Origin of the sequence: Streptomyces sp. NPDC048255 (assembly GCF_040652415.1) — a bacterium.
GTDB lineage: Bacteria > Actinomycetota > Actinomycetes > Streptomycetales > Streptomycetaceae > Streptomyces.
This window is the reverse complement of the sequence record NZ_JBEZMA010000012.1, coordinates 27,233-47,121: the sequence shown is the minus strand read 5'-3', so window position 1 is coordinate 47,121 and position 19,889 is coordinate 27,233. Positions and strand designations below refer to the sequence as shown.

The following is a 19,889-nucleotide window of genomic DNA, read 5'->3' as shown; positions in this document are numbered from 1 at the left end:
CGTGCCCGGGGTCGGGTCCCGCCCGTCAGCCGTGTGCACGGCCTCGATGGCGAGGTGGGCGTGGGGTGTGGGGCGGGGGTCCTCTCCGGGCCTCCTGTCGCCGTGGCCGACCGGATCACCACGGCGTACTGCCGGTGGTCAGGTCCACGGTCCGGTCCGGCGCCCTGGGGCTGCCCTCCGGTGGGCCGCCGATCATGGTGCGGCGGCCTCTCCCACTATCGGTGCCCGCCACCGACCCCGCAAACCGAGGACGCCGGCGCCCCGGGCGCGCGCCGGAACGCCCCCCGCCCCGTCAGGGGTGAGGGGCGTGAGCGGTACCGGCGCAGGGGCGCGCGCGAGGTCAGCGCAGGGGGATCGTGCGGACCAGCCCGGCGAAGGCCTGCTCTTCCGCCTCGGTCAGCTCCACCGTCTCCATCGGGTGGGCGGCGGCGCCGCGCTGGCCCGGGATCACCGGCAGGCCCTCGCAGGTGCCGGGCTCCGGGTGGTGGAAGCGGCTGTCCCACAGCATGTGGCCGAGGCCGACGAACCAGACCAGGGCGGCCACGAGCAGGACGGCGAGGCCGATTTCCTGGGCGAGGGAGATGGAGGGGAACATCCGGTCCTCCGGGGAGTGCGGGCGGTACAAGCCGGGGCAAGATCGGGCGTGCAGACACTCAACACCACATCCGGCCGTTCCGGTGGGGATGTGGCGAGCCTCACGCCAGGGCCGAAAGTCCCGACCTCGTCCGGAGGGGACCGCGGGTCACCGCTCCAGGCGGAGCTTGAAGCCCTCGTGGCTGCGCGCGAAGCCCAGGCGTTCGTAGAAACGGTGTGCGGCCGTGCGCCGCTTGTCGCTGGTGAGTTGGACCAGACCGCAGCCGCGCTTCCGGGCCCGTTCGACGGCCAGCTCCATCAGCTCCGCGCCCAGCCCGCCGCCCCGCCGGTCCGCGCGGATCCGTACGGCCTCCACCAGTGCCCGGTCCTGGCCGTTCCGTCCCAGGCCCGGTATGTACGTCAGCTGGAGGCAGCCCAGGACCACGCCGTCCGCGTCGTCCGTCAGGACCAGCATCTCGTTGCGGGCGTCGGCCCCGATGGCGGCGAAGGCCCGCTCGTGCGCCTCGCCGACGACGACCGATGCCGGGTCCACGACCCGGTCCTCGTCGGCCAGCAGGGCGAGCACGGCCGGCAGGTCCGCGCGCGTGGCGGTGCGGAAGATCATGGCCAGGAGTGTGGCAGAGGGCCCGGCCGGGACGGCGGCCGGGCCCTCTGCGGTCCGGGGGACTACGGACGGAAGCGCAGCACCTGCGGGTCGTGGTCGCTGTTCTGGGCCGCGAACTCCGCGTTGATGTGCACGCTGTCGTACGTGAACTGCTTGATCGCCGGGCTGGTCAGGATCTGGTCCAGCACCTGGGCGTTGCCCTGGAAGACGTACGAGTAGCGCTCCGACTTCGGCAGCGACTTGATCGCCGGGTACAGGGCCCCGCCGTCCGCCAGCGCCTCCGTGGTCGCGGAGAACTCGAAGTCGTTGATGTCACCGAGGACGAGGACGTTCGCGTTCTTCTGCGTCGCCAGGATCTCCTTCACGAAGCCGTTCACGGCCTGCGCCTGGAGCAGCCGCTTCTCCTCCGACTTGCGCACCGGCGGCTGGTGGTGCGAGGTCAGGCCCTCGTCGCCGCCCTTGGAGCCGAAGTGGTTGGCGATCACGAAGACCGTCTTGCCGCGGAAGACGAACTCGCCTGCCAGCGGCTTGCGGCTGTCGGCCCACGCCGGGTTGGCGGGGTCGATCCGGCCGGGGGAGTGGGTCAGGGCGGCCTTGCCGTTCTCCTGGACCACGCCGGTCGCCGTCACCGCGTCGCCGGGGGCGCGCTCGGTGAAGGAGACCCGCGCCGGGTTGAAGAGGAACACCTGGCGGATGTTGCCGCCGGGCTCGCCGCCGTCCTTCTTGTCCTCCGGGTTGATGGTCCGCCACTGGTAGGCGGGGCCGCCCGCGGCGGCGATGGCCGCCGTGAACTTCGTCAGCGTCTGCTCGGCCGAGACGGTGCCGTCGTTCTTGGCGCCGTTGTCGTCCTGGATCTCCTCCAGGGCGAGGATGTCGGGCGAGGCGAGGTTCTCGACGACGGCCTTCGCCAGCGCGTCGAACTTCTCCTGCGGGTCGGTCGGGTCGAGGTTCTCGACGTTGTACGTGGCCACCGCGAGCTCGTTCGAGGCCTGCGGCTTGGTCTTCTCGGGGGCGAGGGTGCCCGCCTTGACGGTGCCCAGGGTGCGGGCGACCAGGGTGTAGCCGCCGAACTGGTTGAAGTCCAGCGGGCCCTCGGTGGTGCCCGTCAGCTTGTCGCCGACGTTGGCCACCGGGAAGGGCTGCTGCGCGATGGGCGCGAGCTGCTGGATCTGGAGGCGGCCGGTGTTCTGGGACTCGTAGGAGCCGTAGACCGTGCCGCCGCGCTTGGCGGCGTTCTCCCAGCCCTTCACCGTGACCCACAGCTCGGAGTACGGGTCGGTCGCGCCGACGACGCGGGAGGTGCCGATCTTGACGTTCATGCCCTCGAGGGACTCGTAGAAGTCCAGGGCGTAGCGCGAGGGGTCCAGGGTCAGGCCGTTGACGCTGCCGCCGGCGGCGGGGTCGCCGGCGGGGGCGTACTCGGCGGGCACCGTGTACTCGTTGATGGCGGCGGCCTGGGGCAGCGCGTTGCCCGAGGAGACCACGGTGACCGTCGGCTTGGAGATCTGGGTCACCGACTGGTTGCCGGAGCTGACGCCGCCCGGGATGTACTCGCCGACCGTGCCGGAGACCTTGACCGCGTCGCCCACGGCGACGGTCGGGACCGAGCTGGTGAAGACGAAGACGCCCTCGCTGGTGGCCTCGTTGTCGTCGGCGTCCGGGTCCTGGATCCAGAAGCCGCGCGAGCCGTACGTGCGCACGCCCGTCACGATGCCCTCGACGTCGGCGACCTGCTTGCCGTTGAGCGGGGATATCCGGGTGGTGCCCTGGATGTCGTGGATGCGTACCGGATCGGCGGTCGCGGCGCCCTCGGCCGCGTCGGCGGAGCCCACGAGCAGGCCGGTGGCCAGGGCGGTGGCGACGAGGGCCGCGACGGCGGCGGAACGGGGATGCGAGGAGCGCATGGTCAGGAACTCCGGTGTGTGGATGAGGAATGGGGAAGCTGGATGGTGCGGGTGCTGCAAGTGGTGCAAGCCGCACAGGTGGTGCATGTGGCACCTGCGACGGGGGTGATCTGCGGAAACCTCGGGGGTCCCCGCATGTCTACGCGCGTCAATTTCCTGTGTGGCCAGCAAAGTTGTCAAGGCCTCCAGGGGATACGAATGCTGTCTGTGGGATGAACCAAAGGGGATGGCCCGGCGGACGCGCCCGAAATGCGTCTACGCTGGGGCGCCGCAAGACCGTCACCACCGCTCCACGGTCCCACCCGGGCACCGCTCCGAAGCCCCATCGCTCCACGGCTCCACCGCCATTGCTTCTTCGGCCCCACCGGGTCGCCGGCCCCACCGCCCCACAAGCCCCACCGCCCCACAAGCCCCACCGCATCCGCGAGGAGAACCGCCCCATGTCCGCAGAGCCGCACCCCTCGCTGCCGCCGGTACGGCTGCAATCCGATGCGGAACTGGCCCGCGACGCCCTCGTCGCCCCGCTGTTCGCCCGCGCCGTGCGGCTCGCCCGCTGGGCCGGGCCCGACACCCGCGTCGACACCGGCGGCGAACTCGTCCCCGCACAGCTGCCCGAGGCGGTCCGGGTGCTCGGTCTCGACGCCGCCGACCCGGACGCCACGGCGTACGCGAGCCAGGCCTGGCGGGTGGCCGTGGACAGCGGCCTGGTCGACGTGACCGAGCCGGAGGAGGACGGCGGGGCGGACGACGAGGCGCAGTTCGGCACCGCCGCGCCCGGCGAGGACCTGGCCCTGGTGACGAGCGGTGCGCCCGGGGACGTGCTCGACCTGTGGCTGGCAGCGGTGGACACCGTGCTCGCGGACGCGGCGGTACCCGATCTGGAGGACCTGGTCGACGCGCTCGACGAGGGCGGCGAGATCGACTTCGACCAGCTGGACTGGAACCCGCGCCGCGAGGCGGACTTCCTCGACGGGGTCCTCGCCAACCTCTACCTGCTCACCGTCGCCGAGGGCGGGGCGGCGGGGGCGCCGGTTCCGCTGCCCGTGCTCGCAGCGTCGATGGTGGTGCCCGAGGGCATGGGCGAGCCGACCGACGCCGTGCTGGAGCAGGTCTCGGACGCGATGATGCGCCTGGACGACCAGTTCCGGCAGCTGGAGCCGATCGGGCTGGTCGAGTTCCGGCCCGTCGACGAGGCGCTGATGGCGGAGGCCGACGAGCCGCGCGAAGGCGCGGCCAGGGGCGCGGACAAGGGCGTCGGCGACGAGGACGTCTCGCGCTACGGGATGGTCCGCCTGACCCCCCTCGGCCTGTACGGGATCCGCGCCCGGATGCTGGAGGCGGGCGTCGAGGCCCCGGCCGTCGGCGAACTCGTCGGCAAGGGCGCGGACGCCCTGCTCGACGCGGTCGCCTCCTACCCCGAGAGCGCCGCACAGGCCGAGATCGAACAGTGGATGGCGGGCCGCGAACTGCCCGTGGCGGCCGCCGAACTGCTGGCGGCGGCCCGCGGCGACGACGAGGGTGGCCCGCTGCGCCGGCTGCGCTGCCAGCAGGCCCTCGCGCCGGCCGGGCGGGAGGCCGAGCCCGCGGTCCGCGCGGTGCTGGACGATGCGGAACTCGGGGGGCTGGCGCGCGTCTGGCTGGCCGAGCGCGGGGTGACCGACGTACCGGCCCCGGACCCGGCGATGGTGTTCTGGCTGACGGTCGACACGATCGCGGCGCAGCTCGCGGCGGACGGGGAGACGGAGGAGCTGCCGCTCCTGATGGAGAGCCTGACGGCCCACCACGCGGGCTTCTTCGACGAGGTGTGGCGCGTGGAGCACCCGGCGACGGCGTACGTCCTGGAGTCGATGGGCCGGCTGCACCCGGACAAGAAGTCGGCGAAGGAGGCCCGCAAGGCCGCCTTCAAGGCGCGGTCGCGGCAGCCCTGGCCGGGGAGCTACTCCTGAGCCGGACGTGAACCGGAGCCTGGACCGGAGCCGGACCCCGGAGCCGGATCGGAGCTCGATCCGGGGCTGACCCGGAGCTCGATTCGGGGCCCGGTCCGGAGTCCCACTCGGCGCCCGCTGCGGCGCCCGGTTCGGAGCCTCGTCCGGCGCCCGATCGGGTCGGTGCCCCCGGGCGTGCCCCGGGGCCGACGGCGGGCGTCGACAACGCGCCGTTCCCGGGGCGGACTTGGCCATTCCGGCCACCGGCAAGGGGTCGGCCCCTCTTCGTGGGTAGTTCAGCCGCCGTTCACGTGCGGGCGGGAGCGTGTCCGCCGACGACCGCACGACAGGCGCACCACTCCCCACCCCTGGAGACCCGATGCCGCTCAGCCGAAGAGACTTCACCTCCCGTACCGTCCTCGCCGGCGCGGGTGTCGCGCTCACCGGGACGGTCGGAGCCCTCGCCACCGCTCCGGGGGCGCTGGCGGCCGAGGACAGCACGCGGCGCGACGAGCACGGCCGGCCCTGCGAGCCCGGCTACGGCCCCCTCGTCCCCGACCCGGCCGGACTGCTGGCGCTCCCCGCGGGCTTCACCTACCGCGTGATCACCCACAGCGGTGTGACGAAGCTGGAGTCCGGCGAGACCACCCCGTCCAACCACGACGGCACGGCCGCCTTCGAGGGCCACCGCGGGGTCACCCTCCTCGTCAACAACCACGAGCTCAAGGGCAAGCGGTCGAACTGGGAGCGCCCCGTCCCGCTCACCGAGGGCCTCGTCTACGACCCGGCCGCGGCCGGCGGCTGCACGGTCGTCGAGGTCCGGCGCGGCGGGGAGGTCGCCGAATGGGTGGGCATCGCCGGTACGTCGACCAACTGCGCGGGCGGCTCCACCCCCTGGGGCACCTGGCTGACCTGCGAGGAGAACTCGGACCTCGCGGGCAAGAACGGGATGACCAAGGACCACGGCTACGTCTTCGAGGTCGACCCGCACGACCGCCGCGCCAACCGTGACCCGCGGCCGGTCAAGGCCTTCGGCCGCTACGACCACGAGGCCGTGGTCATCGACCCGCGCCAGGGCCACGCCTACCTGACCGAGGACGCCTCCGGCCCCAACGGGCTGCTCTACCGCTGGACGCCGCCGCGCGGCTTCCGCCACGGCCGCGGCCGCCTGCGTACCCTCGCGGCGGACGCGGGCACGCTCCAGGCCGCGAAGTGCTTCGACAGCTCGGGCCGGTTCGTCGACGACCTCTCGCGCGCGACCAGGACCGGCACCGTGTACGGGGTCGACTGGGTGGACGTGACGGACCGCGACGCGCGGAGCGTCCCGGTGCGCAAGCAGTTCGGGGACAGTGCGGTCACCCGGGGGCGCAAGCTGGAGGGCATGTGGTGGGCCGACGGCGGCGCGTACTTCGTCTCCTCCTACGCCCGTGAGGAGAGCCCGGGCGCGGCGCACGACGGCCAGGTGTGGTTCTACGACCCCAAGCGGCGCACGATCCGGCTCACCGTCCTCATCGGGGTGAACGCCGACCCGTCGGCCGACGGCGGCTACGACGGTCCCGACAACATCACCGTGTCGCCCTACGGCGGCCTCGTCATCGCCGAGGACGGCTCGGGCCTCCAGCACCTGTTCGGCGCGACCGAGTCCGGCCGCACCTACCCGCTGGCGCGCAACGAGCTGAACATCGGGTCGGCCGAGGAGCCGGAGTACTCCGAATTCACCGGGGTCTGCTTCTCCCCGGACGGGCGGACGCTGTACGCCAGCATCCAGGACCCGGGGATCATGCTGGCCATAACCGGCCCGTGGCGGCGCGGCCGCTGATCACGCGGGACCCGCCGGTCCACGAGTTCGAAGGTCCGCGGCGTCCGCGGGTCTACGAGCCCGCCGGCTCAGTGGCCACAGGCGTCACTGAGCCGCGGGCACGTCCGGGCGACTGGCCGCGGTCCACTCCTCCAGCAGGAATTCGTACGCCTCGGAGGGCCACTCGTCGTCCACCCGGGTTTCGACGAGGTGCCGGATCGCCTCGTTCGCCTCTGCGGCGGACGGGCGGGCAGGACCCGCGGGCCGGAGTGTCTGATGCATGCTCCAAGGCTACGGGCGGGCACTGACAGCCACCGCCGGATCACGGGTGGCATCCATCACCCGTTACGGCACTTGGTGGTGTCAGGTGCCCGCCCACCTGCTCAGAGTGCTTGCGAAGCGGGTTTGACCATGCCGCGCACTGTGCGGGACTTCACAAACTCTCCGATGGCCGTCATCTCCCACTCGCCGGTGAACTGCTTGATCAGTTTTGCCATCATCACGCCGGTCTGCGGCTCGGCGCTCGTGAGGTCGAAGCGCACCAGCTCCTCGCCGCTCGCCGCGTCCATCAGGCGGCAGTACGCCTTGGCCACCTCGGTGAACTTCTGGCCGGAGAAGGAGTTGACCGTGAAGACCAGGCCGGTGGCGTCGGCGGGCAGCCGGCCGAGGTCCACGACGATCACCTCGTCGTCCCCGGCGCCCTCGCCCGTGAGGTTGTCGCCTGAGTGCTTGATCGCGCCGTTCAGGATGGACAGCTTGCCGAAGTAGCAGCTGTCGAGGTGGTTGCGCTGCGGTCCGTACGCGATCACGGAGGCGTCGAGGTCGATGTCCCTGCCGCGGAACGCGGGCTCCCAGCCCAGGCCCATCTTGACCTGCGAGAGCAGCGGACGGCCGCCCTTGACCAGGGAGACGGTCTGGTTCTTCTGGAGGTTGACCCGGCCCTTGTCGAGGTTGATCTTCCCCGCGCCGAGGGGCGCGGCCGCGGCGGGGGCGGGGGCCGCCGGGACCGGCGCGGCCGGGGTGGGCGTCGTGGCGCCGCCGAGCCAGGGGGAGGCCGGCCGGGAGACGGGCGGGGCGGGCGGTGCCGGGGGCACGGGCGGGGCGACGGGTGCGGGCGCGGCGGGCGCCGGGGCCGGCTCCTCCTCCACCGAGACCCCGAAGTCCGTGGCGATGCCCGCGAGGCCGTTCGCGTACCCCTGGCCGACCGCGCGCACCTTCCACACACCGCCGCGCTGGTACACCTCGACCACGACGAGCGCGGTCTCGCTGCCCAGCTGGGGAGGGGTGAAGGTGGCGATCACCGCGCCGCCGTCCGCGTTGCGCACGGTGGCGGTGGGCTCGACGCCCTGGAAGCTCTGCCCCGCGGCGTCGGGGCTGGCGGTGACCACGATCCGCTCGATGCCGGGCGGTACCGCGCCGGTGTCCACGGTGATCGAGTCCGGCGCGGAGCCACCGCCGGACCGGTAGCTGACACCGGGCCCGGACGGCTGGTTGTAGAAGATGAAGTCGGCATCGGAGCGCACCTTGCCGTCTGCCGTGAGGAGGAGTCCCGATACGTCGAGCCGCACCGGAGCAGCCACGTCCACCGTCACCCGGACGGCATTGAGCGGCAGATTGGAACCAGGGGTCATAGCGGTCATGCCGGGAGAACGACCGGAGGTGCTTTGCCGTTCCCTTACCCTCGCGGGAGATTTCAGCGCCGGTTGCGCGGGTGGTCCTTCGCCATGCGCTCATTGCCGAACTTGTACGCGCCGGTCCAGCGGGCCATCACGAGCTGCGCGTCGCCGGACTCCACCTCGGCCAGGAACTTGTCGGCCCGGCCCCCGCGCAGGGTGCCCGCGGCGCGACCCCGGTGGGTGATGACGACGGAGTGGTCGGCGCGTGTCTCGTACGAGAATCCGTGGGGCTTCGGCATGGGCCGCAGCCTGCCCGGCCGCGGGCGGGGCGGGCAACGGGTTTAAGGGGTGCCCCGGCGCGGGCCGGCGCCCCGGCGCGTGGGGCGGGGCGCCTGGGGGTCGGGCAGGGCCCCGGCTGGTGGGCCGGCGCCCCGGCCCACCAGCCGTGCTCAGCCCCCGGTGACCCGGCGCGGCAGCCCCAGCGGGTTGGCCTCGCGCAGCTCCGCCGGAAGGAGGGCGTCCGGCACCGACTGGTAGGCCACCGGCCGCAGCCAGCGCTCGATCGCCGTGCCGCCGACCGAGGTGGAGTGCGAGGTGGCCGCCGGGTACGGACCGCCGTGGTGCTGGGCCGGGGCCACGGCCACCCCGGTCGGCCAGCCGTTGACCACGATCCGCCCGGCCAGCCCCGTGACCTGGCCGATCAGCTCGGCGGCCGGGCCCGGCGCGCCCCCGGTCTCGGCGGCGGACAGCTGGAGGGTGGCGCTCAGGTTCCCGGGCAGGAGCCCGAGGACGGCCGCGGCCTCGCCCTGGTCCGCGTACCGCACGACGACGGTGACGGGACCGAAGCACTCCTCCAGCAGCAGCTCGTACGCCCCGCCCTCCAGGAGGCTGCTGGCCGCCACGGTCAGGTAGCCCGCGCCCACGGTGTGCTCCCCGCCGGAACCGGGGGTGACGGGCGCGGCGACGCCGGGCAGGGCGGCCCGCTCGCCCACTCCGGAGATGAAGTTCTCCCGCATCCGGTGGTCGAGGAGCACCCCCGGCTCGGTCTCCCCGAGCGCCTTGGTGAGGGCGCCGGTGAGCCGGTCGCCGTCCGCTCCCCCGGGGACGAGCACCAGGCCCGGCTTGACGCAGAACTGGCCGACGCCGAGGGTGACCGCGCCCGCGAGCCCGCCGCCGATCTCCTCGGCGCGTTCGGCGGCCGCGGCCGGGGTGACCACGACGGGGTTGAGCGAGCCCAGCTCCCCGTGGAAGGGGATGGGGACGGGCCGGGAGGCGGCCGCGTCGAACAGGGCCCGCCCGCCCCGGATCGACCCGGTGAAGCCGGCGGCGGCCACCAGCGGGTGGCGGATCAGCTCCAGGCCGGCGTCGAACCCGTGGACCACGCCGACCACGTCGGCCGGGAGCCCGGTCGCGACGGCAGCCCGGCGCAGCAGCGAGGCGCACAGCTCGGAGGTGGCCGGGTGGTCGGGGTGCGCCTTGACGACCACCGGGCAGCCGGCGGCCAGCGCGCTGGCGGTGTCGCCGCCGGGGACGGAGAAGGCGAGCGGGAAGTTCGAGGCGGCGTAGACCGCGACCACGCCCAGCGGCACCTTGTAGCGGCGCAGTTCGGGGCGCGGCGGGCTGAGGGAGGGGTCGGCGCGGTCGATCCGGATGTCGAGGTAGGCCCCCTCGTCCACGGCGTCGGCGAAGGCGCGCAGCTGGCCGGTGGTGCGGGCCAGTTCGCCGGTGAGCCGGCCCGGACCGAGCGCGGTCTCGGCGTCGGCGGCCTCGATGACTTGGGCGGCGGCCTCGTCGAGCAGTGCGGCGGCCGCGCGCAGGAATGCGGCGCGGGCGGGGGCGTCGGCCAGCGCGCCCCGGGCCGCGTGGGCCGCGCGTACGGCCTCGTCCACCTCCCGGGGTGTGGCCTCCGCCGCAACCTGCTCGCGCTGCTTCCCGGTGCGGGGGTCCACACTCCAGACTGGTGTCGCTGTCATGGCCCGCTGCCTCCTGGATCGTTCAGTATTCTGAACGCCGTTCCGGTGGATGAATGATCACATCTGCTGCGGACTCTATTTCCGCGCCCTGCGCGTGACAAGGGGCGAGCAGAGGAGAGCAGGGGTATGACGACGACCGAGCCGGCGGGCCCGATCACGGCGGCGCCGGTCAAATCGGCGGTGCGCACGGTCCTGTTGCTGGAGCACTTCGCGGCGCATCCGGGACTGCACAGCCTGGCCGACATCCAGAACGACCTCTCCCTGCCCAAGTCCAGCCTGTACATGCTGCTGCGCACCCTGGTGAACCTGGGATGGGTGGAGACGGACGCCACGGGCACCCGGTACGGGATCGGCGTACGGGCCCTGCTGGTCGGGAGCTCGTACATCGACGGCGACGAGGTGGTCGCCGCGGCCCGGCCCACCCTGGACCGGCTCTCCGACGACACGACCGAGACCATCCACCTGGCCAGGATGGACGGGACCAGCGTGGTCTACCTCGCCACCCGGCAGTCCCAGCACTACCTGCGGCCCTTCACCCGCGTCGGGCGGCGGCTGCCCGTGCACTCGACCGCGCTCGGCAAGGCGCTGCTGGCCACGCACACGGACGAAGAGGTGCGCAGGCTGCTGCCGCGGCGGCTGGAGGCGGTCACCGAGCACACCGTCACGGACCAGGAGCAGCTGATCGAGGAGCTGGCGCTGGTGCGGGAGCAGGGGTACGCGGTGGACCGGGAGGAGAACACGCTGGGGCTGCGCTGCTTCGGGGTGGCCGTGCCGTACCGGACGCCGGCGCGGGACGCGGTGAGCTGCTCGGTGCCGGTGGCCCGGCTGACGCCGGGGCGCGAACAGGTCATCAAGGCGGCGCTGTTCGAGGCGCGGGACCGGCTGTCGGTGGTGACGCGGCGCATGTGATGCGGGGCATGTGGTGCGGGGCATGTGGTGCGGCTGTGGTGCGGAGCATGTGGTGGGGAGACGCCCTCGGATGAGGGATGAGGGCGGCTCCCCCGCACGGGGGAGGCGGTTCCCCATCACGGGGGAGGTGGCGGGGCCGCGCGCACGGGACCGTTGGGTCATGACCACACGAGCTGTGCACGAGACGTACGCGACGCGGCCGTCGGCCTCCGGTCGGGGGGCCTGGCGGCTGGTCCTGGGGGCGGTGGCCCTGGCCGCCACCGTGCCCTATCTGGCGCTCAAGACCGCCTGGCTGGCCGGGAGCCGGGTCGGGATACCGGCCGGCAGCGTGCTGAACGAGCCCGGGCTGTTCTTCACCGTGGCCAACTCCGTCACGCTCGCCATGGACGCCTGCGTGCTCCTGCTCGTCCTGGTGCTCACCCGGCCCTGGGGCATACGGGTGCCGAGCCCGCTGCTGTCGGTGCCGGTGTTCGTGGCCACGGGGCTGCTCACCCCGATCCTGACCGGGTTCCCCGGCCAGCTGCTCATACGTGCCCTGGGCGGCGGCCCGGACCCGGCCGTGGAGGCCGCGCGGGAACCCTTCCTCGACCCCTGGGTCTTCACCGTCGTCTACGCGGGCTTCACCGTTCAGGGGCTGGCCCTCGCAGGACTCTTCGTGCCCTACGCCAGGGAGCGCTGGGGCGGTCGCTGGCGGGGCGTGCTGGGGGAGCGGCAGGCGTCACCCACGGGGGTGGTGGCGGCAGCCGCGGCGGTGGCGGGCACGATGGTGGCCGCGGTGTACCTCTACTGGGCCTTCGGGGGCACGGCCGGGGTGAATGCGGCGCAGGTGGCCCAGTGGTCCCCGGAGGCGGGGCTGGTCTCCGCCATCCACGCAGCGGGCGCGCTCGCCGCCGGGGCCGGGGCGCTGTTCCTGGCCCGGGGCGGGCGGCGGCGGGCGAGGGGACCGGTGGCCGTCGCGTGGACCGGCTCGGCGATGGCCGCGAGCTGGGGCCTGTACCTCCTGATCGCCTCCTCAGGCGGGAAGTTCGAAGAGGCGACGGAGACCACCACGGTCATGTACCTGACTTACGCTGGTCAGATGGTCACCGGATTGCTCGCCGCCACCGTCCTCAGCCGGTATCTCACCTCCCGCCGCCCGGTGTGAAGGGAGGCGGTATGAGCCGGCTGTTCGGGGCGCGGGCCTGGCTGCGGTGGGTCCACCTGGTCCTCGGCGGGGCCCTGTTGATGCCCTACTTCCTGCTCGCCACGGTGATCGTGAGCGGCCTGAGCGGCGGGGGCGGCCTCTTCGAGAGCCTGCCGCTGGTGCTCGCCGCGTACGGCGGGGCCCTGCCGATGGTCGCGGTCAGCGCGGTGTTCGGGCCGGTCCGGCCGCTGTCGGCGGGCGCGGTACGGGTCATGTGCGCGGTGCCGGGGGAGCGGCTCGCCGAAGGACCGGCGAGGACCTGGGCGGCCCGGGGGCGGACCTCCGCATGGTGGACCCTGCACCTGGGGGTCGGCGCCGCGATCAGCGGGATGAGCCTCGCGGTGCCCCCCATGGCGCTGGTGCTGATCGCGCTGCCGTTCTTCAGCACGCTGCGGGGAGCCCGGCTGGGAACGGGCTGGTTCAGCACACAGGCAGATCCCCTCCTCGCGCCGCTGCTCGGGATCGTCCTGCTGGCGGGGTTCGTCCTGTGCGCCGCCGGGGCCGGGGCGCTGCTGGCCCGGCTGGCCCCCGTACTGCTGGGCCCGACCGCCGCGGACCGGCTGGCCGCGGCCGAGGAGCGCGCCGCCGACCTGGCCGTGCGCAACCGGCTGGCCAGGGAACTGCACGACTCGGTCGGGCACGCGCTGAGCGCCGTCACTCTCCAGGCGGTCGCCGCCCGGCGGGTGCTGGAGCACGACCCCGAGTTCGTCCGGGAGGCACTGGCCGCGATCGAGGACACCACCCGGCGCACGGTGGGCGAGCTGGACGCCGTACTGGGTCTGCTGCGGGAGGGGGACCCGGCCCGGCCGGACGCCGCGTTCGCGCCGACGCTGGCCGCCGACCTCGACGGGCTGCTGGCCCGTACCAGGGCGGCGGGCACCGCCGTCACCGCCCACCAGGATCCCGGACCCGCCGGGGACTGGGCGCAGCTCCCGGCGATCGCCTCACGCGAGGCGTACCGGATCGTGCAGGAAGGCCTCAGCAACGCCCTGCGGCACGGCTCGGGCCCCGTGGAACTGCGGATATCCGTACGGGGCGGAGAGGGCGGCGCCCATCCCGGAGACACGGGCCGCCCCGGGCACACGGGCCAACCCGGACTCCCAGGCCGCCCCGGACGCGAAAGCCGCCACCCCGGTCGGACCGACCGCCGCGAGCACCCTGAACAGCGTGAACTGGAGATCACCATGACCAACCCACCGGCCGCATCCGAAGCCCGGGAGGCCCGTACCACCGGGGGTCGCGGGCTGCGCGGCGCGGCGGAACGGGCCACGCTGCTCGGCGGCCGCGTCGAGGCGGGCCCGTACGAGGGCCGCTGGCGGCTGCGGGCCGTCCTCCCGCTCGCCGGGGGCAAGCGGTGACCCCGGCCGTCGCGGCGCACCGGCCGCCGCTGCGCATCGTGCTCTGCGACGACGAGCGGATGGTCCGCACCGCCCTGCGCGTCATCCTCGACGCCGAGCCCGACCTGGAGGTCGTGGGCGAGGCGGCCACCGGGGCCGAGGCCGTGCCGCTGGTCCGCTCCCTGGTCCCCGACGTGGTGCTGATGGACGTCCGGATGCCCGAGATCGACGGCATCCGGGCCACCGAGCAGATCCTCGCCACCATGGCCGAGCCGCCCCGCATCGTGGTCGTCACCACCTTCGAGAACGACGACTACGTCTACGACGCGCTGCGGGCGGGAGCCTCGGGCTTCCTCCTCAAGCGGGCCGGGCCCGACGAGCTGACCGGCGCGATCCGGCTCGTCGCCCGCGGGGACTCGCTGCTCTTCCCGGCCGCCGTCCGCTCCCTGGCCTCGGCCCGCGCGGAAGCCGCCCGGCCCGCCGCGGCGCCCTGGGTGGCCCGGCTCACGGACCGCGAGAGCGAGGTGCTGCGCCTGATGGCCGCCGGACTGTCCAACCAGGAGATGAGCGGCAGCCTCGGGCTGGGGGCGCAGACGGTCAAGACGCACGTCGCGTCCGTGCTCGCCAAGACCGGCTCCCGGGACCGCACCCAGGCCGTCATCGCCGCGTACGAGGGGGGCTTCATGAAGAAAGGCTGAGAACCCCGCCACAAACGGGGCAGAGCGGAACGGCCGGGGCCGCTGAAGCGTCTTTCCGGGGGATGAACAAGACGATCAGGCGTGCGTCGGTCTTCTGTCTGCTTCTGGTGCTGGCCCTGCTGGTCCGTGTCACCTGGGTGCAGGCATACCAAGGCCAGGCCCTCGCAGACGACAAGCACAACCGGCGGAATCTCATCGGGCAGTACGAGAACCCGCTGGGCAACATCATCGTGGGCGGGGAGGCGGTCACCGGTTCGACGAAGACGGGCGGCAAGGACTTCGGGTACAAGCGGACGTACACCGACGGTCCGCTGTACGCGCCGATCACCGGCTACAGCTCCCAGGCCTTCGGCACGAGCATGCTGGAGGGCGTCTACAAGAACGTCCTCAACGGCTCCGACAGCCGGCTGAAGACCATGATGGACATGCTCACCAACAAGCGGGCCGATCCGGGCGACGTACTGACCACCATCGACCGCGACGTGCAGAAGGCCGGTTACGACGCGCTCCAGGGCAAGCAGGGCGCCGCCGTGGCCATCGACCCCGCGACGGGCCAGATCCTCGCCGTGGTGAACAACCCCTCCTTCGACCCGGGACGCATCACCGGGGCCAATGACGACAAGGCCTGGCAGGAACTCTCGGCCGACAAGGGCAAGGCCATGGAGAACGTGGCGCTGCGCAAGCCGCAGGCACCCGGCTCCACCTTCAAACTGGTCACCCTCGCCGCCGCGATCGAGAACGGCCTCGTCACCAGCGTCGACCAGCAGACCGGCATCCCGGCCCCGTACACGATTCCCGGCACCACCACCAAGCTGCCCAGCGAGGCCGGGGACGAGGCCTGCAACAACGTTTCTGCGCGCACGGCCCTCAAGCTGTCCTGCAACAACGTGTTCGCGGAGCTCGCGTACAAGCTCGGCCAGGACAAGATGCGCGCGATGGCCGAGAAGCTCGGGTTCAACACGCAGATCGACACCCCGGTCCGCACCAACCCGCCGAGCAAGTACCCGTCCAAGAAGATGTCGATCGACCAGGTCGCGCAGACGGGCATCGGCCAGTTCGACGTGCAGGCCACCCCGCTCCAGATGGCGATGGTGACGGCCGCGATCGAGAACGGCGGCAAGCTCGTCGCCCCGCACATGGTCTCGGAGGTCACCGACGCCAACGGCAATGTGCTGGAGAGCTTCAAGAACCCCAAGTCCCAGCAGGTCATGAGCGAGAAGACCGCCTCGATGCTCCGGGACGCCATGAAGACGGTCGCCACCGAGGGCGGCGGCAAACCGGCCCAGGTGGCGGGCGCCGAGGTGGGCGGCAAGACGGGCACCGCTCAGCGCGGCGTCAACAACAGCCTCGCTCCGCTGGCCTGGTTCACCTCGTACGGGAAGGCGAACGGCAAGCAGGTCGCCGTGGCCGTGGTGATCGAGAACTCGGACACCGACCGCTCCGAGATCGGTGGCGGCAAGCTGGCGGCCCCGATCGCCCAGAAGATGATGGCGGCGTGGCTGAAGAAGTAGCCACGCGGGCGGCACAGCCGACGCGCCGGGAACCGCCGAGGCTCCCGGCGCGTTTCCTTTTCCATGATCAGAGCCGCGCACGCCGCCGACCTCGACGCCATCGCCGCCCTGCACACCCGGGCCCGCGCCACCTACTACCAGGGCCACATCCCCGAACAGGCCTACGCGGGTGACGCCGAGATCCGGCGGACCCGCGAGGGCTGGTCCCGGGCCGTCGCCCGCACCAGCGCCGACGGCGGCGGCGTGCTCTGCGCCGAGCGGGACGGCGCGCTCACCGGGGTCGCCGCCTTCCGCACGGAGGACGGCGAGACCACGCTCACCCAGCTCCACGTCGACCCGGACCACTGGCGCCGCGGCACCGGTACCGCCCTGCACGCGGCCTGCCTCGACGCCTGGCGCCGTGCCGGGATCCGCCGGGTCCGCCTCGAGGTCTACGAGAAGAACCTCCGCGCCCAGGCCTTCTACGCGGCCCACGGCTGGCGCCCGGACCCGGCCGCACCCGGAACCGGCTCCCACCGCGTCCTCTGGCTCACGGTGTCGGAGCCGTCCGGGGAATGAGACGCTCCGCCGGTTGGTTGAAGGAGGAACTGTCTTAGTTCCACCGGACCCGGAGAGAAGAAGGATCATGCGCGTCGAGATCTGGAGCGACATCGCCTGCCCCTGGTGCTACATCGGCAAGGCCCGTTTCACCAAGGGGCTGGCCGAGTTCGCGCACCGCGACGAGGTGGAGGTCGTCTTCCGGTCCTTCGAGCTCGACCCGAACGGCCCCAGGACCTCCCCGGTGCCCGTGGTGGAGATGCTCGCCAAGAAGTACGGCCGCACCCTGGAGGAGGCGCGCGGCATGGAGGAGCACGTCGCGGGCAGCGCCCGCGCCGAGGGGCTGGTCTACCGCACCGACGGGCGCGACCACGGGAACACCTTCGACATCCACCGCCTGCTGCACCTGGCCGCCGCGCGGGGCCGTCAGGAGGAGCTGCTCGACCTCGCCTACCAGGCCAACTTCGGCGAGGAGCGGTCCGTCTTCGACCCCGAGGTGCTGGTCGCGCTCGCCGTGGAGGCCGGGCTGGACGAGGCCGAGGCCCGCGCCGTGCTCGCCGACGGGGCCGCCTACGCCGCCGAGGTCCGGGCCGACGAGCGGGAGGCCGCCGAGCTGGGCGCCAACGCCGTGCCGTTCTTCGTCCTCGACCGCCGCTACGGGATCTCCGGCGGGCAGCCCGCCGAGGTGTTCACCCGGGCCCTGGAACAGGCATGGGCCGGACGCGAGGTCGTGGAACCGGCGGCCGGGGCCGAGGCCTGCGAGCCCGACGGGGCGTGCGCGGTCCCGCGTTCCTGACGCCGCCAGGGGAGTGCGCGCCTGGATCCGTCCATAAGGATGCCTTGGGTAGGCCACGGGAAACTTAGCAATGGACTTTGGGACGGTCCTGGCGCAGAGTGGACGGCATGGATCTTTCGCTCCCCGAAGCGGCCCGTGCCGAGTTCGCGCACTCCACCACCTACCTCAACACCGCCACGTGCGGGATCCTCCCGCGCTCCGCCGTCGCGGCCGTACGGGAACTGGCCGAGGCGGCCGGGGCCGGACTCCCCGCCGGATTCGGCGACTTCGACCGGGTGAACCGGGTCCGGGCCGCATTCGCCCGGCTGGTCGGGGTGGACGAGCAGCGGGTTGCCGTCGGCTCTGCCGTGTCCACCCATGTCGGCCTCGTCGCCGCCTCCCTCCCTGCGGGCGCCGAAGTCCTGTGCCCCGAAGGGGAGTTCGCCTCCGTCATCAACCCCTTCGTGGTCCGGGGCGACCTCAAGGTCCGCTTCGCATCGCTCGAAGCCATCGCCGAGCACGTCGGCCCGGGCACCTCCCTGGTCGCGCTGAGCGCCGTACAGTCCGCCGACGGGCGGACGGCGGACCTCGCCGCGGTGCGCGCCGCGACGACCGCGCACGGGGCCCGGATGCTGGTGGACGCCACGCAGGCGGTGGGCTGGCTGCCCTTCGACGCCTCGCCCTACGAGTACACGGTCACCGCCGGGTACAAGTGGCTGCTCGCCACCCGCGGCGTCTCCTACCTGACCGTCTCCGAGGAGGCCCAGGACACCCTGACCCCGCTGCACGCCGGCTGGGTGGCGGCCGAGTCGATGTGGGACGCCACCTACGGCCCGATGCCGCAACTGGCTCACGGGGCACGGCGGTTCGACGAGTCCCCGGCCTTCCTCGCCTACCATGCGGCCGAGCCCTCACTGGCCCTGCTGGAGCGGATCGGCATCGAGGCCGTGCACGCGCACGACACCGCCCTCGCCGCCCGCTACCGGGCCGGCCTCGCCCGCCTGGGCCACGAGCCCGTGCCGGGTGACACGGCCATCGTCGCGGTCCCGGGGCTCGCCGACCGGCAGCCCGCACTGCTGGCCGCCGGGATCGCCACCGCGGCCCGCGCGGGCGCCCTGCGGGCCTCGTTCCACCTCTACGCCACCGAGGCGGACGTCGACCGCCTCCTGGACGCCCTCTCGGGCTGAAGGGCCGGCGGGCGGAGGGCCTGAGGGGCGGCCGGGCCGCAGGACAGGGGAGAGGGCCCGGTTCGCCGGGCCGGGGCAGCCGGGCCGGGGAAAGGGGGTCCGGTTCGCCGGGCCGGGGCGGCCTGGTTCCCCGGGCAAGGTTGCCCCGCCCCGCCCCGCCCTGCCCGGCTCGCCCCACCCCCGGCACCCGCGCCCCCACCCCGTCAGAACAGGGTGTCCGCCCAGGCCGACTCCGCCGCGGCCAGGGCCGTCTCCACCGCCCCCGCCGGCGCCGACAGCGCGTCCCCCAGGCCCCTCAGGCAGTCCCGGACCACCCCGATCGAGGCCGCCGGGCCGTAGTGGTTGACCCGGATCATCTCCTGGGCCAGCGCCCCGCCCCCGGCCGCGAGCGGCAGCGCCGGGTCCGCGGCCAGCGCCTTGGCCGCCACCAGCGAGGCCTCGGCCACCCGCAGGGTGGTGGCCACCGGGGCGGCCTCCGACGCCCGGCCCACGTACGGGGCCAGGCCCAGCGCCTGCGCGCCCGCGCGGGTCGCCGCCGCCGCGGCCGCGTGGCGGGCCGTCACCGAGGGCAGCCCCTCGGCCGCGATCCGGTCGAGGCAAGCCTCCAGCGCCAGCATCTCCAGCTGCGCCGGAGCGTGCAGCAGCGTCTTGCGCCCGCCGTCGATCCAGCGCTCCTTCCAGTCCAGCAGGGAGAGGTACGAGCGGCGCGGCGCCGCCGGGTTCTCGGCGAACCGGGCCCAGGCGCGGTCCGACACCGACACCGCCGACACACCTGCGGGGCCGCCCATCGCCTTCTGCGCGCCGATCACGCACAGGTCCACGCCCCACGCGTCCGGCAGCAGCGGCTCCGCGCCCACCGAGGCCACCGCGTCCAGCATGAACAGCGCGCCGTGCTCCCGTACGGCCTCGCCGATCGCGGCGACCGGGTTCGTGTTGCCGGTCGCCGCCTCCGCGTGGACGAGCGAGACGAAGTCGATCCGCGGGTGCTCGGCCAGCGCCCGGGCCACCTGACCGGCCGTCACCGCCGTGTCGAAGGGCACCTCCAGGTCCACCACGGTCGCCCCGCAGTCGCGCAGCCAGTTGCCGAAGGTGGTCCCGTAGGGGCCGGTGACCACGTTCAGGGCCGTCGAGCCGGGCCGCGCGCCCGAGCGGATGCAGCCCTCCAGGGGGAGCAGCGCCTCGCCCTGGGTGATCACCACGTCCTGCCGGGTGGACAGCAGGTCCGCGACCCCCTGTTCGATCGACGCGAAACGCTCCGCGGTGAGCGGCGGGAGGTCCAGGAAGGGGTGGGTCACGGTGGTGCTCTCTTCGTCCGGGGCTACCCGCAGAGCGTACCGA

The 19,889-nt window shown here is 73.5% G+C and carries 18 protein-coding genes; 10 read left to right on the top strand and 8 right to left on the bottom strand.

The window, feature by feature from the left end:
* Positions 1–340 precede the first annotated feature (340 nt).
* The 3 genes from AB0D94_RS12870 to AB0D94_RS12860 form a co-directional block, all read right to left on the bottom strand.
* Positions 341–595, bottom strand: a complete 255-nt coding sequence (locus AB0D94_RS12870) for a hypothetical protein (protein ID WP_362050086.1) — start codon at positions 593–595, stop codon at positions 341–343.
* 147 nt (positions 596–742) lie between these two features.
* Positions 743–1,198, bottom strand: coding sequence for a GNAT family N-acetyltransferase (locus AB0D94_RS12865; protein ID WP_362050083.1), 456 nt, complete (start codon positions 1,196–1,198; stop codon positions 743–745).
* Positions 1,199–1,260: 62 nt separating this feature from the next.
* A complete protein-coding gene (locus tag AB0D94_RS12860; RefSeq protein ID WP_362050080.1) occupies positions 1,261–3,102 on the bottom strand; it encodes an endonuclease/exonuclease/phosphatase family protein in 1,842 nt (613 codons plus the stop codon).
* A gap of 440 nt (positions 3,103–3,542) precedes the next feature.
* Here AB0D94_RS12860 and AB0D94_RS12855 point away from each other — a divergent pair, with 440 nt between their 5' ends.
* Both AB0D94_RS12855 and AB0D94_RS12850 read left to right on the top strand, forming a co-directional pair.
* Positions 3,543–5,048, top strand: coding sequence for a hypothetical protein (locus AB0D94_RS12855; RefSeq protein ID WP_362050077.1), 1,506 nt, complete (start codon positions 3,543–3,545; stop codon positions 5,046–5,048).
* 358 nt (positions 5,049–5,406) lie between these two features.
* Positions 5,407–6,846, top strand: a complete 1,440-nt coding sequence (locus tag AB0D94_RS12850; RefSeq protein WP_362050074.1) for an alkaline phosphatase PhoX — start codon at positions 5,407–5,409, stop codon at positions 6,844–6,846.
* An 84-nt stretch (positions 6,847–6,930) separates the two neighbouring features.
* On the opposite strand, the gene AB0D94_RS12845 is transcribed toward AB0D94_RS12850, so the two are convergent.
* The 4 genes from AB0D94_RS12845 to AB0D94_RS12830 all read right to left on the bottom strand — a co-directional run bounded on the left by AB0D94_RS12845 (position 6,931) and on the right by AB0D94_RS12830 (position 10,414).
* The gene (locus tag AB0D94_RS12845) at positions 6,931–7,107 is read right to left on the bottom strand and encodes a hypothetical protein (protein WP_266937382.1); all 177 of its coding nucleotides are present in this window, start codon (positions 7,105–7,107) and stop codon (positions 6,931–6,933) included.
* Positions 7,108–7,208: 101 nt separating this feature from the next.
* Positions 7,209–8,465, bottom strand: a complete 1,257-nt coding sequence (locus AB0D94_RS12840; RefSeq protein WP_362050070.1) for a TerD family protein — start codon at positions 8,463–8,465, stop codon at positions 7,209–7,211.
* 53 nt (positions 8,466–8,518) lie between these two features.
* Complete coding sequence (locus AB0D94_RS12835) at positions 8,519–8,740, bottom strand: hypothetical protein (protein ID WP_362050066.1); 222 nt, start codon at positions 8,738–8,740, stop codon at positions 8,519–8,521.
* A gap of 150 nt (positions 8,741–8,890) precedes the next feature.
* A complete protein-coding gene (locus AB0D94_RS12830) occupies positions 8,891–10,414 on the bottom strand; it encodes an aldehyde dehydrogenase (NADP(+)) (protein ID WP_362050063.1) in 1,524 nt (507 codons plus the stop codon).
* A gap of 126 nt (positions 10,415–10,540) precedes the next feature.
* On the opposite strand from AB0D94_RS12830, the gene AB0D94_RS12825 reads away from it, so the two are divergent.
* From AB0D94_RS12825 to AB0D94_RS12790, 8 genes are all read left to right on the top strand, one after another.
* Positions 10,541–11,323 (top strand): IclR family transcriptional regulator, encoded by a 783-nt coding sequence (locus tag AB0D94_RS12825; RefSeq protein ID WP_362050060.1) that lies wholly within the window; start codon positions 10,541–10,543, stop codon positions 11,321–11,323.
* Between the two features lie 160 nt (positions 11,324–11,483).
* A complete protein-coding gene (locus AB0D94_RS12820; RefSeq protein ID WP_362050057.1) occupies positions 11,484–12,467 on the top strand; it encodes a hypothetical protein in 984 nt (327 codons plus the stop codon).
* 11 nt (positions 12,468–12,478) lie between these two features.
* Positions 12,479–13,864 (top strand): histidine kinase, encoded by a 1,386-nt coding sequence (locus AB0D94_RS12815; protein ID WP_362050053.1) that lies wholly within the window; start codon positions 12,479–12,481, stop codon positions 13,862–13,864.
* Positions 13,861–14,541: a response regulator transcription factor gene (locus AB0D94_RS12810; RefSeq protein WP_362050050.1), complete on the top strand. Its 681-nt coding sequence runs from the start codon at positions 13,861–13,863 to the stop codon at positions 14,539–14,541. Before AB0D94_RS12815 ends, AB0D94_RS12810 begins: the two co-directional genes overlap by 4 nt.
* Positions 14,542–14,603: 62 nt before the next feature.
* Complete coding sequence (locus tag AB0D94_RS12805; protein WP_362050047.1) at positions 14,604–16,052, top strand: penicillin-binding protein 2; 1,449 nt, start codon at positions 14,604–14,606, stop codon at positions 16,050–16,052.
* 63 nt (positions 16,053–16,115) lie between these two features.
* Complete coding sequence (locus AB0D94_RS12800) at positions 16,116–16,610, top strand: GNAT family N-acetyltransferase (protein WP_362050044.1); 495 nt, start codon at positions 16,116–16,118, stop codon at positions 16,608–16,610.
* A gap of 67 nt (positions 16,611–16,677) precedes the next feature.
* The gene (locus tag AB0D94_RS12795; protein ID WP_362050041.1) at positions 16,678–17,385 is read left to right on the top strand and encodes a DsbA family oxidoreductase; all 708 of its coding nucleotides are present in this window, start codon (positions 16,678–16,680) and stop codon (positions 17,383–17,385) included.
* 107 nt (positions 17,386–17,492) lie between these two features.
* Complete coding sequence (locus tag AB0D94_RS12790; RefSeq protein WP_362050038.1) at positions 17,493–18,551, top strand: aminotransferase class V-fold PLP-dependent enzyme; 1,059 nt, start codon at positions 17,493–17,495, stop codon at positions 18,549–18,551.
* Between the two features lie 203 nt (positions 18,552–18,754).
* Here the strand turns inward: AB0D94_RS12790 and AB0D94_RS12785 are convergent, their stop codons facing one another.
* Positions 18,755–19,846: an aminotransferase class V-fold PLP-dependent enzyme gene (locus tag AB0D94_RS12785; RefSeq protein ID WP_362050035.1), complete on the bottom strand. Its 1,092-nt coding sequence runs from the start codon at positions 19,844–19,846 to the stop codon at positions 18,755–18,757.
* Positions 19,847–19,889: the final 43 nt, after the last annotated feature.